A 15,179-nucleotide genomic window follows, 5' to 3' on the forward strand; every position below is an offset into this window, starting at 1 on the left:
TGATGAGAAGTTTCATGATGGAAAAATTTTTACTGCCTAATTCAGATCTATTGACACCGATCACCATTTCATTAATTGGCGGAGGAGGGAAAACCTCTTTAACATTTTGGCTCGCCCAACAAATGGCAGCACAAGGACATAAAGTCTTAGTCTCTACTACAACCAAGATGTTCGTACCGACCTCAGATCAAATATCTAACTTAGTGATTAATAGTGACAATGAGAAATTACTATCACTATTACAATCTGACACTCAAATTGATAGTCACTCAATTACCTACTGTGCCAGTAAAATAGATTATGACAAAGATAAGGTCTTGGGTGTTGATCCGGAATTAATTAATCATATAAAAAACCTCGATTTGTTCACAGTTCTAATCATTGAGGCAGATGGAGCACGAAGAAGACCCATCAAAGCACCACTAGGGCATGAACCTTGCATTCCTTCAAGTACAGATATTGTTATTGCGGTAACGGGGGGAAGTGGTACTCCAACCTATTGATAGTAAGAACTTTCATCGATGGGAACACTTCTCAACCATTACTGGATCAATCGAGGGCGAGCTATTAGGCAGAAATAGACTGACCTCATTGATCAATCATCCCAACGGTATGTTTCAAGGGGTGACAATTGCAACAAAAATGATTTGGGCAATCAACAAAAGTGATTTACTTGAGGATTATCAAGCCACATTAAGATTGGCAAATGAAATTCTCAATGATTGTCCGGCATTGAGTCAAGTGTGGCTAACGTCGATGATTAATAACAATTCTGAACCTAAATTAGAACAGGTAGTAAGAACAGAATAACGTCTTTGATTTATATTAATGTTGCTGGCAGGTCGCCAATAACATTGAATAAGAGAGATATTCATGTTCTGAACTACCAAACATTAAAGGCAGACTATCATGAATATCTTTTCACACGCAGCAGAATTAGAAAAACAAAATATTCCCTTTGCACTCGCAAACATTATTGAGACTCGAGGCTCAACACCCCGTCATTCAGGGCAAATGATTATAAAACAAGATGGTTCAATTGTCGGAACCGTGGGTGGCGGTATGATTGAGCGTCATGTAATTGATCAATCAATTGAAGCGATTCAAGAAGGTAAAGCACGCATGGTGCAAGGACGAATGGCACAAACAGGCGCACAAGCCATGGGAATGGATTGCGGTGGAGCAATGAGTGTCTTTGTCGATGTTTATGGGGTTCGCCCTCGTCTTATTCTGATTGGCGGAGGTCATGTTAACCGTTCTATTGCCCACTGCGCCAACACCTTAGGTTTTGCTGTCACCGTCGCTGATAATTATATTGGTAGCTTAGATCCACAACAATTTCCTGAAGGGACTCGCCTAGTCCTCGGTGACACAATGATTGATGCGATAGATAAAACAGATATCGATCAAAACAGCTACGTGGTTATCGCCACTAATCATCAAGATAAAGATGCTATTTGTCACGTGATTGAAAAGCCCACTTTCTACACAGGTTTACTCGCCAGCAAGCGTAAAGTTCAAACCTTCTTTAACTCATTAAGAGACAACGGAATTAGTCAGGATCGATTAGATAAAATCCACTCTCCTATTGGCCTGAACATTGGAGCAGAAACCCCCGAAGAGCTTGCCATTAGTGTGATGGCTGAAGTGTTAAAGTTCAAAAATCAAGCTAGTGGTGAACAGTTGAAAGATGATGTTCGCTTACAGCAAGATAAATTAGTCTTTATGCGTGGAGCGGGTGATATGGCAACCGGTGTTGCTCTTAGACTGCATAAAGCGGGTTTCAAAGTCATCATGAGTGATATCGAAAAGCCAACTGTGATTCGTCGTACAGTGGCGTTTGCTCAAGCTATTTTTGATCAACACAGTACCGTCGAAGGTGTTACCGCAGAAAAAGCAAATAACTTAAAAGAGACATATGCCATTTTAGAGCGCGGCAATATTCCTGTACTGGTCGATGCTGAAGGCGTTAGTTTAAAAGCTTTAAAACCACGGTTTGTTGTTGATGCTATTTTAGCAAAACAGAACTTAGGCACAACAAAGGATATGGCATCGATTACCATTGCCTTAGGCCCCGGCTTTAATGCAGGCGTTGATTGCGATGCGGTTATCGAAACAAATCGCGGTCATCATTTAGGACAAATTATTTATCACGGTGAAACACAACCAAATACGGGGATTCCGGGCAGTATTGTCGGTTACTCCCACCAGCGCGTCATGCGAGCACCCGTCGCAGGTATCTTCCGTAGTGAGCTATCACTTGGCGATTTAGTTAATGAAGGCGATTTAATTGCCATGATTGATGAAACGCCCATTTTTTCGCCATTAACTGGAATGATTCGCGGTTTACTCAATAATGACTTAACGGTCACTGAAGGTTTTAAAGTGGGTGATATCGATCCCCGTGGCGTAGATGCTGATTATACAACGGCATCTGACAAAGCTAGAGCCATCAGCGGAAGTGTCTTGGAAGCGATGTTAACGTTAGAGCAACAGTTATAGGCTGTTTTCAAACCTAAAAAAGTAGGAGTTGCTGCGTAACGAGCGGCAACTCCAATTACATTGGGTATATATATCATCTCATTCACGCTACTTTTTTATGAAACAATACTCATTCACATTGTCTAATAATCGTCTGTTTGTTATTGTTATTTTCTACTTTAATAACCAATGTATTGAATGAAAATGGACTTATATTCTCTCTTTGAACAATTTGAAATTAACTATAAAAAATTTGACCATCCTGCCGTATATACCTGTGATCAAGCAAATGAACTAGGTTTAGATATTCCAGGCATCAGCACAAAAAACCTCTTTTTAAAAGATAGAAAAGGAAGAAATCACTTCTTGGTGGTTATGTCTGATAATAAAGAGTTAAAGTTAAACCTCCTCTCAGAACAGCTAGGTGTTAATAAGCTAAGTTTTGCTTCTTCGGAACGACTCGATAAATATTTAGCGTCTAAACCCGGTTCAGTTTCTATTCTTGATATTCTCTCTGATCCTAATCACGAAGTTGAATTGATTATTGACCAAGATGTTTGGAATTCTGAACAGGTGCAATGCCACCCCAAAACCAATACTTCAACTCTCGTTCTCTCTCTTGAAGATATTAAAAAATTATTTAATACTCAAAATCGAGAAGCTAACGTGTATAAGCTATAATCATCATGACATTATTTGCTTGAGTAACATTATGAATAAAAAACTTGATACCCTTCATCATACTGCAATACAAGTCGAGAATATTGCAGAATCTGTGACTTGGTACACTGAGAACTTTAATTGTGATGTTACTTACCAAGATGGGAGTTGGGCTTTATTACAATTTGAAAATACTGCTTTAGCTTTAGTTTTACCCAGTCAGCACCCATATCACTTTGCAATTATTAAAGAAAATATCGATAAATATGGTCAAGCTAAAACTCATCGGGATCAAACTCGTTCCGTTTATATTCAAGATAAAGATCATAATTACATCGAAATACTAAAACTATCACAAACAGAATCTAATTCTATTAAATAACAAAGAGTAAAGTAAACATGTCTAAAAATAGTCCAGTAGTCAAAGATGTTTTTGTCGCATTTCAAATTATCCCAAGACTCAAAGAGGGAAATAACTTCGAAGTTGTCGATAAAGCAATTGAAGTGGTCAAAAACGCGGATGTTCCTTTCCAAGTAGGTGCCATGGAGACAACAATGAAAGGCGAACTAAACCATCTATTAGAGATCATTAAAGACGCCCAACAGGCGTGTTATGATGCCGGTGCATTAGAGGTCATTACCAATATTAAAATCCATAGTAAAACCGAAGCAGCTACTGATACCTTTTGTACTTACGATCGCGGTGTTACCAAAGCTAATCATATGTTTGTTGATAAATAAAAATATGAAAATCGATGAGATCACAGTATCACATTGAAATCTCATCGACTTTCGTTTTTATTTAAGTTTTTTGACGTTTACATCATCACTTGAAAATAACGAATTATCTTAATTTGTTGCCGTGATTAACTCTTCTTTTTTAGTAATCATCTTATTAATCATAAAACTAATAATCGCAATCACAATTGCCCATTGCCATAATGCAATGATATTCAACGACAATGCATAACCAATTAATGTCGCGGTAACCACACCAATAAAGCCCGGTAATAAGAAGCTATGATTCAATACATACTTACCAATCTTTGTTGTGCCCGAACGGTCAAAAGTAATTGCCGCGAGATCACTTGGATAGAATGGGAAGAAGAAGTAAGCATAACAGGCTGGTAACACACCAATTAATACTTCAGCTGGGATACCTAAAGCAAAGCCAAGTGGTAACATAATAGTTAATACCGCAGCTTGGCTTTTCAGGAATACCGAGCTGGCAAACATTGCAATCGCAAAGCTCCAAGGGTGAGACTTAACAACACCTTCTACTAAACTAATAATGTAAGGTTTATTGTAAGAGATGATCGTGTCACTCATCCAAGCAATACCAAATATGATAATAACCGCCGTCATACCTGCAATAAAGACATTACTGTTAACGATTTTCTTCGGCTCTACTTTGGTGATTAACAGAATAATCGCGCCTACAGAAAGCATTAAGAACTGAATCGCGACTGACATTTTTACGCCTTCAGGAAGCAGACCTAAACTCTTGCCAAACATCGCCACAAAAATAACACTTAAAATACCCAATACAAAGATCATCAACCCTTTCTTCGCCGTATCTTGAGCAGCTTTTGGTGCTTGCTCATCAACAGGTTCAGATTCATCAATTAACTGTGCTTTAAACTCTGGGTTTTCACAACGCTTAATGAACTCAGGATCATTAGCCAGATCTTTACCACGGTTTAAACTCCAAGCTGAAGCAATAATCACACCGGTTAATGTTGCAGGAATTGTCACCATTAAGACATCCACTAAACCAATATCAAGGTTATTGGTGGTTGCCGTTGCCATCACAACGGCGGCCGCGGCAGCAATAGGGCTGGCAGTAATCCCCATTTGAGATGCTACGGTTGCCATTGCCATTGGACGCTCAGGACGAATCCCTTTCTTATAAGCCACATCATAAATCACAGGAAGTAGAGGATAAACAGAGTGACCCGTTCCCACTAATACCGTTAATGAGTAAGTACAAAGAGGGCCCAAAAAGACAATTTTATTCGGGTGTTTACGTAGCAGTTTTTCAGCATAATTAACTAATAGTTTTAAACCACCGGTTGCTTCTAGTGTTGCCGACGCTGCGACCACGGCAAGGATGATTAACATCACACTGATTGGCGGCTTACCCGGTGCCACATCAAATACGAATGCTAATACTGAGACACCTAAACCACCTAACAGACCAAATGCAACACCCCCATACCTTATCCCAATAAATATGACACTAAGTAGCAATAACATATGAATATAAAACATATATTTTCCTTAATTTTAAAATGATTAATTTCTATGAATTGTTATAATTTTTCAGGATTATATGCCGATGTTGCGATTCAATTATTTGAGCAAGATCTCACTCCTAATGAATACCTACAAAGTGTTACATTGGATTGATTTATATCAATAAAATCAATAAGAAATAAGATGCATAAAGTTATCGTCATCTGGGTACATATCGGGCAAAAAAACATCATGGTAAAATTTCAGTCCAAATAGTGCTCTAGATTTATGAATCTCTTTTTTAATAAACAATAAATTAAACTGTTTAAAAATGGTCCTTAGGATTATATTGAGGAGTATGACTCATAAAAAATTAAATCTGCCCGAGAAGGTCTGCCCTGTTTGCCAACGTCCTTTTAGTTGGCGAAAAAAATGGAGCAAAGATTGGCATCAGGTTATTTATTGCTCTAAGCGTTGTCGGCAACAAGGGGTAAAAAATTAATGACTCAGTTTCTCTGATGTTCAATAAATGGTCTTGGTTACCAAAGTAAATGCTCACCATCATAAGCAAGAAAAGATCCAGACAGCTCAGGCGTTGATTCAAGTAGCAGTTTTATTATATCTTTAGCTACTTTTTCTGGGGTAAATAATTTTTCAGCAGGAATATTTTTATGAAAGGGTTTAGAAAGCGGGGTATCTGTCGTCCCGGGATGTATTGACAAGACCGTCGCATTTTTATTGGTTTTTTTCCACTCAATGGCTAACGTTTTTAACAACATATTTAATGCTGCTTTTGAAGCACGGTAACTATACCAGCCGCCTAACTGATTATCTGTAATACTCCCTACTTTAGCTGAAATAGTGGCAAATTTAGCCTGTTTACTCAACCGTAACGACTTATCAAAATAATTGGCTAACAATAAGGTGGGTAATGTGTTGATGGTCATAGAGTGAATAAAATGGTCTTTTGTCGCTTCAGTAATTCTTTTTTCAGGTCCTCTATCATAAATATGCAATGCCCCTACACAATTAATTATCCAATCGATTCTTTCGAATTGTGCACTTAAGGCTTGTACTTGATTTTCTTTCGTTACATCGAGTTGATACCAAATAACCGTCTCTAATGTTAGAAGATCTGATTTATTAAAATCAGGATTTGAAGAGTGATAAGTTGCATGTATTTGAGCTAAAGGGAATTGTTGTAACAACGCAATTAATAGTGCTTTTCCTATTCCACCATTTCCACCGACAATCAAAATAATCATGACTGAACCTTATTAACTAAGAGTGTAAACTAAGTGTAGTCTTTATTTATCGAACTATATTTTTCTGACTTGAAGTTACGTTCGGTATATTAATAAGGGATGTCGGTAACAGAGATAAATGAAGCTAAAAATCATTAGCTTCATTTCTATAAACACGCCATTACATATAACTTTTCCAGTATCGAATTTCGCGACTGTTATTTTAAGTTAAGAAAATGCTCGACTAAAGAGACCCAATAATTGGCGCCCAAAGGTAATATTTGATCGTTAAAATCATAATTAGGGTTATGTAAACTATAGTTATTCTTTTGATGGCCATTACCTAACCAAATATAACAACCCGGATTATCTTCAAGCATGAAGGCAAAATCCTCACCTCCCATACTTGCTGGTGGATTAATCATTACGTTTGCGACATCAGACTGAGACTCTAAAACAGCACGACACAACTCAGCCTCAGCAAAGGTATTAATTGTCGCCGGATAGCGTCGACTATAATTAAACTCAGCTTTGCATCCTTGTGCTTCAGCAATAGAATGAACAATGGTTTTCATTCTCGCTTCTATTTGATCTCTCACATCAGGACAAAAAGATCGCGTGGTGCCTTTTAGCTCTGCTTTTTCTGGAATGATATTGTATGCATTCCCGCCGGCGATCTGAGTAACGCTCACTACACCCGCTTTTTGAGGATCAATATTTCGACTAACGACACTTTGTAGCGCTGTGGTAATTAAGCTCGCAGCAAGAATAGGATCACAACTCATATGTGGCATTGCACCATGTCCACCTTGACCTGTGATCGTGATATCAAAAGTATCAAATGCCGCCATGACTGCACTGTGATGAACAGCCGCTTGTCCTGCTGGAAGATCCGGCCAATTATGAAGTCCAAAAATCGCATCGACAGGAAACTTATCAAATAGCCCGTCTTCGATCATCGCTTTTGCACCAGCTTCATTCTCTTCTGCTGGTTGGAAAATAAAGTGAATGGTGCCAGCAAAGTTTCTCTCTTTAAATTCAGGCGAGCTGGCTAAATATGAGGCAGCACCAAGTAACATAGTGGTATGCCCATCATGGCCACAGGCATGCATTTTTCCTTGATGTGTCGAACAATGACTGAAGGTATTCAATTCTGTCATTGGTAGTGCATCCATATCTGCACGTAAACCAATTGTTTTACCCTGACCTAACTTACCTTTTAGCGTTGCAACAACGCCAGTTCCACCTAATCCGCGATCCACAACTAAGCCTAAGTTAGTCAGTATTTTTGCAACTTTATCTGAAGTTCTAAATTCTTGATAAGCAATTTCTGGGTGGGCATGTATATCGTGACGCCAGTTAATCATCTCATTATGGCGTTCAGAGCCTGTTTGAATTCTATGTTCCATATAGCGCCTATTGTTTTAATTTTAAATTCACAAAACAATAAAAGTTATATAGAAATAAGGCAATCAGTTTCGGCAATGATCCCTTAACTTCAAATAACTCGTCATTCCCCATAACGAGCAATCAATGTCGATAACTATCAATCAATACCAATATCAATAAATTATTCTCGCTTTTACTTTTTGTTTCACTTATCACTCTTTAATTCTTCAATCAAAAATTCAAGCAGAAGACGAGACGCATAACTTAATCGTTGTCTTGAAGGGAACACGAGCCATACTTTTTCAGGGTGAGAGGCGATATTGGGAAAAAGGTTGATTAATCGACCGCTAGCAATATCTTCTTCACAAAGCTCTTCTGGCAGATAACTAATTCCTTCGCCCGAACAAGCTGCATGGTGAACGATTAAAGCACTATTGCAGATAATTTTACTTTTTATTTCGACGGGAATTCGCTCGGGTCCAATAATCCACTCTTTCTCGATGATGCCATCAGGAGTACGAAAGCAGAGGCTATTATGGTCAGATATCTGCTCAATGGTTTCAGGATGCCCATAATTTGCAATATAAGTAGGGCTTGCAACAATAATTCGCTTAAATTCACCAAGTGAACGAGCTACCATCGATGAATCTGGTTGAATACCCACTCGCATTGAGAGATCAAAACTATGTTGTTCTAATAATACTTGTTGATTGTGAGCGGTAATATTGAGGTGAATATTAGGATAACGTTGCTGAAACTTATAAAAGCATGACATAAACATGATGGCTTCATTAAAAATTTGCAATCGGATATTTGCTTTAATATCTTGACCACGATCCATCATATTTTCATTTAATTCGACAAACTCATTCATTAATATTCGAGTTCTTTCGTAGTATGTCTTGCCCTTATCTGTCAGGAATAATTTTCGCGTCGTTCTTTGGAATAGCGTGACGTTAAGGTTGGCTTCTAATTGACTAACTCGGCGGCTAATATTAGATTTCGGCAGGTCAAGAACATGGGCAGCAGCAGTAAATCCCCCCGCCTCGACGACGGTGTGGAATACTCTAATATCATCTAATCGCATCAATAACCTCCCTTTTATCATTTTCACTTAAAGGTATTTTTCACTTCAAGATAATTTCAAAAAAATGAGTGGCTATAGATTCCCTATGCCACTCATTTCAAAATAAAACTTTATTTGGTTTGATATTTACCCTTAGCAACTGGATAACCTAAATGCTCTAGAATTTGAGCCATATATGGGTCGATATGTTTGTAGAAACGGTACCAGCCTTCACACAGATAGTTATGCCCTTCTTCACCATCACGAGATTTAATAAAGCGGTTCTTCGGACACTCACCATAACAAGCAAATTGATAATCACACTGACGACACTGTTTAGTCAGGGTATTTGATTTGTTACGACCAAACGTCTCTTGCGCAGAAGAGTATGCCATCTCACCTAAGTTAGTCTCTTTGATGTTACCAATCTTATATTCAGGATAAACATAATGATCACAAGCAAAAACATCACCTGTCGGCTCCATCGCTAATCCTTTACCACACATTGGACCCAGCGTACAAAGAGGATTATTCCGTCCCATCCATGTTTCGACAAAAGCTTCAAAATACTGTACATGAATACGACCAAAATCATGGCTCAACCACTCATCAAAAACAGTACATAAAAACTCACCCCAATTCTCAGCAGAAACAGACCAAGACTCCATCACACTGCCTTCAACCTGAGGAATTAGCTCAATACTGCCTTGGACTGCGATATCACCTTTATCCCAGTGTTGCGGTGCCGTGGTACGGAATGTTTTCTGCTCAACAATCGGAATAAATTGCATTTGTGGTGAACGAACTTCATCACGAAGAAAACGATAAACTTCAAGTGGGCTACGGCTTGTTTTGTCATTGATACAAGTCAGGGTAGCAAAACTGACTTTATGACGATGTAGAAGATCGACGGCTTCCATCACTTTCTTGAAGGTGCCGCGTCCCGCTTTATTTTTACGGTAAGCATTATGAAGATGCTCTGGCCCGTCAATACTTAAACCGACTAAGAAATTGTTTTGCTTTAAAAATTTACACCACTTATCATTTAGTAATGTGCCATTTGTTTGCAAATCATTAGAGATAATCACACCAGATGGCTGATATTTTTTCTGGAATTTTACGATCTTTTCAAAATACGCCAATCCTAATAACGTTGGCTCACCGCCCTGCCAAGAGAAGATAATTTCAGGCGTATTTTGATTTTCAATATATTGTCGAATATATAATTCAAGCGTCTCTTCATCCATTTCAGGAGAACACCCTTTCTTATAATCAAGTAATTCTTCTTTACTTAGATAATAACAATATTGACAGTCAATATTACAACTCGCTCCAATCGGCTTAGCCATAACATGTAATCGACGCCCAGGTTTTACCACAACGCTTTGAATTGATTCACTCATATTTAATCTCTTAATTTCTGATCATAAGACCATGATAAAATGCATATTGGATAAGTTCTGCACTCGTTTTAACGCCAAGTAGTTTCATCATTGAATATTTATGGAATTCAACAGTACGTGATGATATATAAAGTTCATCGGCAATCTGTTTTGCTGATTTTCCTTGAGCAAGTAGTTGTAATACACTGATTTGACGATTTGAAAGGGTTGGTTTTTCAAGTTTAAGATCGATTGATTTTGAAATATATTGCTCGCCTTGTAACACACAAGAAACGGCCACCAATAACTCTTCACCAGCTTGATGCTTTAAGACATAACCATTCGCACCTGCAGCAAATGCACCTTCTGCATACTCAACTTCATCATGCATAGTTAAACAGATGGTTTTCAGTTGTTTATGTCTATTTTTCAATTTAGTAATCGCAGCGATACCGGTCATTCCCGGCATATTAACATCAGTAATCACCATATCTGGCGAGTACTTATTGACTAAATCAATCAACTCATCACCATTCTTTGCAATCGCAATAATATTGTGCTCAGTTTCTAATAAGGTTGCTATGCCTTGGGCAACTAATAAATGGTCATCAGCTAAAATTAAATTACTCATATCGTCCTATTCTCGAAAAATTTTCACAAGCCACATTGCCTGTTTATATGGTTATAAAACGCAACCATGCATCCCTGCTATTACTATTGTTATTGTTATTGTTATTGTTATACCCATCGTTATTTGATGTTTTCGAAATGTTAGTGCACTTCACTTGCCATCGTTAAACCACATCAATAACCCTGAGTACCTTTTAAAATAACCTTTCAACTTGACTTAAAACGTTAACCTAATGATGTTTAATAAAATCTATTTTGATGGAAATATTGATAAATAGGTACTGGTAGAATTACGGTTTTTATTTCGACCGTGTTCACCATCACAAAGTGAAATATAACATTCCATTTATAGTAAATTCCCTAGTATGAATTTTTTTGCAAATCACCTTTAATAGCTTCATCGGCAGTGAGCGCCCATTCTTATAAATAAAGCTCACATAGTTACATTTCATATTTTTATTCAATTATATTTTTAAGGTTTCTTATGATGAAGTCATTAAGTAAAGTTGCTGTTGGGGTTGGTTTAGTTCTCTCTTCTCATGCTGCCATTGCCGCTCAAGATACAACTCGTCCAAATATTCTTGCGATTTTTGGTGATGATGTTGGTTACTACAATATCAGTGCTTATAACCAAGGAATGATGGGCTACAAAACACCAAACATCGATCGTATTGCTAATGAAGGTGCTCTTTTTACTGACCATTATGCACAACAGAGCTGTACCGCTGGCCGCGCCTCATTCATTACCGGTCAAGAACCGTTCCGTACTGGATTATTAACCATTGGTATGCCGGGCTCTACTCACGGTATCCCAGATTGGGCGCCGACCATTGCTGACCTACTAAAAGAGCAAGGCTACATGACCGCTCAGTTTGGTAAAAACCACCTTGGTGACCAAGATCAACACTTACCGACTAAGCATGGTTTTGATGAGTTCTTCGGTAACTTATACCACTTAAATGCGGAAGAAGAGCCAGAAACATACTACTACCCTCAAGATCCAGAGTTCCGTAAACGTTTCGGTCCTCGCGGTGTTATTCACGCTTTTGCGGACGGACGTATTGAAGATACCGGCCCAATGACACGTAAGCGTATGGAGCATGCCGATGAAGAGTTCTTAGACGGAACTCTTGCCTTCATGGAAAAAGCGGTAAAAGCAGATAAGCCATTCTTTATCTGGCATAACTCAACACGTATGCACGTTTGGACACGCCTACAAGAGAAATACCGCGGTATCTCTGGTGTCAGTATTTATGCAGATGGCATGATGGAAGCCGATGATCATGTCGGTGTGTTATTAGACAAACTTGATGAGTTAAAGATTGCTGATAATACCATTGTCATCTACACCACCGATAATGGTGCAGAAACATTAACATGGCCAGATGGTGGTACCACCCCATTCCACGGTGAAAAAGGCACAACATGGGAAGGCGGTATGCGTGTTCCTCAGCTTGTTCGTTGGCCAGGCACTATCGAAGCGGGTAGTCAATTCAATGGTATGATGGCACAACAAGATTGGCTGCCAACCTTACTTGCAGCAGCCGGTGTTCCTGACGTGAAAGAGAAACTGGCTGAAGGTTACAGTGCAAATGGTAAAGAGTGGCGCGTACACCTTGATGGTTACAACATGAAGCCATATTTTGAAGGTAAATCTGAAGAGTCACCACGTAATAGCATGCTTTACTTCTCAGCAAACGGTGAATTAAATGCCATCCGTTGGGGTGATTTTAAATTGAACTTTGCGGTAATGGAAGGCGCTATTTCTGATGCGGTTCGTTTCCAACCAAACTGGCCACAAATCATCAACCTACGTGCAGACCCATTTGAGAAAGCACCGCATGAATCTGGTATGTATCTACGCTGGATGGCCGACAATATGTGGTTATTTGTCCCAGCAGGTGAAGTCATTCAAGACTTCATGAAGACACTGCCTGACTATCCAATGCAGAAAGGTCAAACAATGAACCCATCAAACATCAATTATGGGTCAATGACACTGCAAAGCAAATTACAACAGATTGAGACACTTCAACAGCAAGTGAATACCATGAAGTAAAGCTTAAATAAATAATTATCTAGGTGTTGTTTCAGCACCTAGAATTTTTGTTATAGATATTCGTTCTAAAATTATGGTTTATCCTCCTTAGAACTCATATCTATAGCTTGAAAAAATTAGATGGAAAATATCATTATCATTCCATTTCACTTCTATTAATTATTGGTTACTGTTATGAAATTACGTTATCTGCTAATCCCCGCTCTTTTTGCTCTTCAAGGCTGCTCTCTTCCTGTGACAAATAATGTCGATAAATATGATAACCCTCTAACACAACAGATCATGGGAAGCATGGTTTTAGTCCAAGGCGGTCGCTTTGTTATGGGTAATGATCAGTCTACCAGTGAAGCTGAAAAGCCCGCTCATCCAGTTACTATTGATAGCTTTTACATGAGTAAATTTGAACTGACCCAAGATATTTTTACCGAAGTAATGGGGCCTTCATACACTTACTTCCCGGGTGATAATAACCCAATGAACAATGTTAGTTGGCAACAGGTTCAATTTTTTATTGCTGAATTGAATAAACGTACTCACCTGAAATTTAGATTACCAACCGAAGCCGAGTGGGAATTTGCCGCTCAAGGTGGTAATCAAAGTAAAGGCTATAAATATAGCGGCTCTAACAACATCGATCAGGTGGCTTGGTATGCGGGAAATGCCAACAACAAACTTCATCCTGTTGGCCAGAAAAAACCTAATGAACTCGGTCTATACGACATGACGGGGAATGTGGGTGAATTAGTCTCTGATGCTTATGACAAAGATTTCTACTTTATTTCACCATCAAATAATCCAAATAATAATATTGATACCGACCGTAACTTAGCTCATAAATCTCTGCGTGGTGGCGGTTACTCTTATGATGCAAATGAGTCAGAAAACTACCGACGTGATTTTGCTAGTCAATCCACCATTCTTGTCGATATTGGTTTACGTTTAGCGATCGATACTAAGTAAAACAGAGACGATACCTAAAATAATTGGAGTTACCAATCAATGGTAACTCCCCACTTTAAATCGTTATTAATAAAAACCGCCCGCTAAAAGAGGTAAAAAATGAACCCATCACAACACGCTGTTCAACAACTAATGAGCTCGATTAACCAATCCGTTGTTGGTCAACAACATGTAGTCAAAGCATTAGTTATTGCGCTATTAGCTGATGGGCATATTCTTTTAGAGGGATTACCGGGAACCGCAAAAACGCGATCAATTAAAGCCTTAGCAGATAGCTTATCAGCCTCGTTTGGTCGAATCCAATTTACGCCAGACTTGCTTCCTTCCGATGTGACAGGCACAGATGTATATCAAGAGATTAACGGAAAACCGAATCTTACATTTCAGCCAGGGCCTATCTTTAATTCCATTGTCCTTGCCGATGAAATCAACCGAGCCCCCGCTAAAGTTCAAGCGGCACTCCTTGAAGCGATGGCAGAAGGGACATTAACAGTCGGTGATATTACCCATCAATTACCGACGCCATTTATGGTGCTTGCTACTCAAAATCCCATTGAACAAGAGGGAACCTATCCCCTTCCTGAAGCACAAATGGATCGTTTCTTAATGAAAGTGACGGTTAATTATCCTGATGATCATGCAGAGCTGGCGATCATCAGAATGGTTCGAGATGAAGAACAAAACAGTCACAATGTAACAGTCAAAGTCGACCCAGAGCATATTCTTGCAGGGCGTGCAGAACTCAACCAAATTCATACTTCAGAGATCATAGAGCGTTATATTGTCGGTTTAGTGATGGCGACACGTCACCCAGAGCGTTACTCCAATTCACCATTAGCCAGTTGGTTAACCGTAGGCGTAAGTCCTCGAGCTTCTATTGCATTAGATCGCTGCTCTCGTGCCCATGCTTGGTTATCGGGTCGAGATTATGTTGAACCTGATGATGTTCGTGCCGTTGTTCATTCTGTCTTAGCTCACCGATTAATTGTTAGCTTTGATGCGATTGCCGATAACATCTCTCCTAAGCAGGTTGTCGATGAGCTATTAAACTCCGTGATCATTGGCTAGTGAGC

The 15,179-nt window shown here is 38.9% G+C and carries 16 protein-coding genes; 10 read left to right on the forward strand and 6 right to left on the reverse strand.

Annotation, left to right across the window (positions count from 1 at the left end):
- Nucleotides 1–14: 14 nt before the first annotated feature.
- The 6 genes from yqeC to L0B53_RS15145 all read left to right on the forward strand — a co-directional run bounded on the left by yqeC (nucleotide 15) and on the right by L0B53_RS15145 (nucleotide 3,882).
- Complete coding sequence (yqeC, locus tag L0B53_RS15120) at nucleotides 15–503, forward strand: selenium cofactor biosynthesis protein YqeC (RefSeq protein WP_235060435.1); 489 nt, start codon at nucleotides 15–17, stop codon at nucleotides 501–503.
- Nucleotides 484–810 carry a hypothetical protein gene (locus L0B53_RS15125; protein ID WP_235060436.1) on the forward strand — a complete coding sequence of 109 codons (327 nt, stop codon included), beginning with the start codon at nucleotides 484–486 and terminating at the stop codon, nucleotides 808–810. Before yqeC ends, L0B53_RS15125 begins: the two co-directional genes overlap by 20 nt.
- A 99-nt stretch (nucleotides 811–909) precedes the next feature.
- Nucleotides 910–2,502, forward strand: a complete 1,593-nt coding sequence (gene yqeB, locus L0B53_RS15130; RefSeq protein WP_235060437.1) for a selenium-dependent molybdenum cofactor biosynthesis protein YqeB — start codon at nucleotides 910–912, stop codon at nucleotides 2,500–2,502.
- Between the two features lie 183 nt (nucleotides 2,503–2,685).
- Nucleotides 2,686–3,162, forward strand: coding sequence for a prolyl-tRNA synthetase associated domain-containing protein (locus tag L0B53_RS15135; RefSeq protein WP_235060438.1), 477 nt, complete (start codon nucleotides 2,686–2,688; stop codon nucleotides 3,160–3,162).
- A 31-nt stretch (nucleotides 3,163–3,193) separates the two neighbouring features.
- Nucleotides 3,194–3,523, forward strand: a complete 330-nt coding sequence (locus tag L0B53_RS15140) for a VOC family protein (protein WP_235060439.1) — start codon at nucleotides 3,194–3,196, stop codon at nucleotides 3,521–3,523.
- 17 nt (nucleotides 3,524–3,540) lie between these two features.
- Nucleotides 3,541–3,882: a thiamine-binding protein gene (locus L0B53_RS15145; RefSeq protein WP_235060440.1), complete on the forward strand. Its 342-nt coding sequence runs from the start codon at nucleotides 3,541–3,543 to the stop codon at nucleotides 3,880–3,882.
- 108 nt (nucleotides 3,883–3,990) lie between these two features.
- On the opposite strand, the gene L0B53_RS15150 is transcribed toward L0B53_RS15145, so the two are convergent.
- Nucleotides 3,991–5,412, reverse strand: coding sequence for an anaerobic C4-dicarboxylate transporter (locus L0B53_RS15150; protein ID WP_235060441.1), 1,422 nt, complete (start codon nucleotides 5,410–5,412; stop codon nucleotides 3,991–3,993).
- A gap of 322 nt (nucleotides 5,413–5,734) precedes the next feature.
- Between L0B53_RS15150 and L0B53_RS15155 the strand changes: the two genes are divergently transcribed.
- Nucleotides 5,735–5,878, forward strand: a complete 144-nt coding sequence (locus L0B53_RS15155; RefSeq protein WP_235060442.1) for a DUF2256 domain-containing protein — start codon at nucleotides 5,735–5,737, stop codon at nucleotides 5,876–5,878.
- Nucleotides 5,879–5,915: 37 nt separating this feature from the next.
- Here L0B53_RS15155 and L0B53_RS15160 read toward each other — a convergent pair whose 3' ends face one another.
- From L0B53_RS15160 to L0B53_RS15180, 5 genes are all read right to left on the reverse strand, one after another.
- On the reverse strand, nucleotides 5,916–6,641 hold the full coding sequence (locus L0B53_RS15160; RefSeq protein ID WP_235060443.1) for an SDR family oxidoreductase: 726 nt from the start codon (nucleotides 6,639–6,641) through the stop codon (nucleotides 5,916–5,918).
- 197 nt (nucleotides 6,642–6,838) lie between these two features.
- Entirely contained in the window at nucleotides 6,839–8,029 is a 1,191-nt protein-coding gene (locus L0B53_RS15165) for a M20 aminoacylase family protein (RefSeq protein ID WP_235060444.1), read from the reverse strand.
- A 185-nt stretch (nucleotides 8,030–8,214) separates the two neighbouring features.
- Nucleotides 8,215–9,096 (reverse strand): LysR family transcriptional regulator, encoded by an 882-nt coding sequence (locus tag L0B53_RS15170; RefSeq protein ID WP_235060445.1) that lies wholly within the window; start codon nucleotides 9,094–9,096, stop codon nucleotides 8,215–8,217.
- A 110-nt stretch (nucleotides 9,097–9,206) separates the two neighbouring features.
- Nucleotides 9,207–10,478, reverse strand: coding sequence for an anaerobic sulfatase maturase (locus tag L0B53_RS15175; RefSeq protein ID WP_235060446.1), 1,272 nt, complete (start codon nucleotides 10,476–10,478; stop codon nucleotides 9,207–9,209).
- A 10-nt stretch (nucleotides 10,479–10,488) separates the two neighbouring features.
- Nucleotides 10,489–11,088 carry a response regulator transcription factor gene (locus L0B53_RS15180; RefSeq protein WP_235060447.1) on the reverse strand — a complete coding sequence of 200 codons (600 nt, stop codon included), beginning with the start codon at nucleotides 11,086–11,088 and terminating at the stop codon, nucleotides 10,489–10,491.
- A 483-nt stretch (nucleotides 11,089–11,571) separates the two neighbouring features.
- Here L0B53_RS15180 and L0B53_RS15185 point away from each other — a divergent pair, with 483 nt between their 5' ends.
- The 3 genes from L0B53_RS15185 (at nucleotide 11,572) to L0B53_RS15195 (ending at nucleotide 15,174) form a co-directional block, all read left to right on the forward strand.
- On the forward strand, nucleotides 11,572–13,146 hold the full coding sequence (locus L0B53_RS15185) for an arylsulfatase (RefSeq protein ID WP_235060448.1): 1,575 nt from the start codon (nucleotides 11,572–11,574) through the stop codon (nucleotides 13,144–13,146).
- Nucleotides 13,147–13,320: 174 nt separating this feature from the next.
- Nucleotides 13,321–14,106, forward strand: coding sequence for a formylglycine-generating enzyme family protein (locus L0B53_RS15190; RefSeq protein ID WP_409202814.1), 786 nt, complete (start codon nucleotides 13,321–13,323; stop codon nucleotides 14,104–14,106).
- A gap of 99 nt (nucleotides 14,107–14,205) precedes the next feature.
- On the forward strand, nucleotides 14,206–15,174 hold the full coding sequence (locus tag L0B53_RS15195; RefSeq protein ID WP_235060449.1) for a MoxR family ATPase: 969 nt from the start codon (nucleotides 14,206–14,208) through the stop codon (nucleotides 15,172–15,174).
- The last annotated feature ends 5 nt before the right edge of the window (nucleotides 15,175–15,179 follow it).

The sequence above is a fragment of the Vibrio sp. SS-MA-C1-2 genome (assembly GCF_021513135.1).
In the GTDB taxonomy this organism is placed as follows: domain Bacteria; phylum Pseudomonadota; class Gammaproteobacteria; order Enterobacterales; family Vibrionaceae.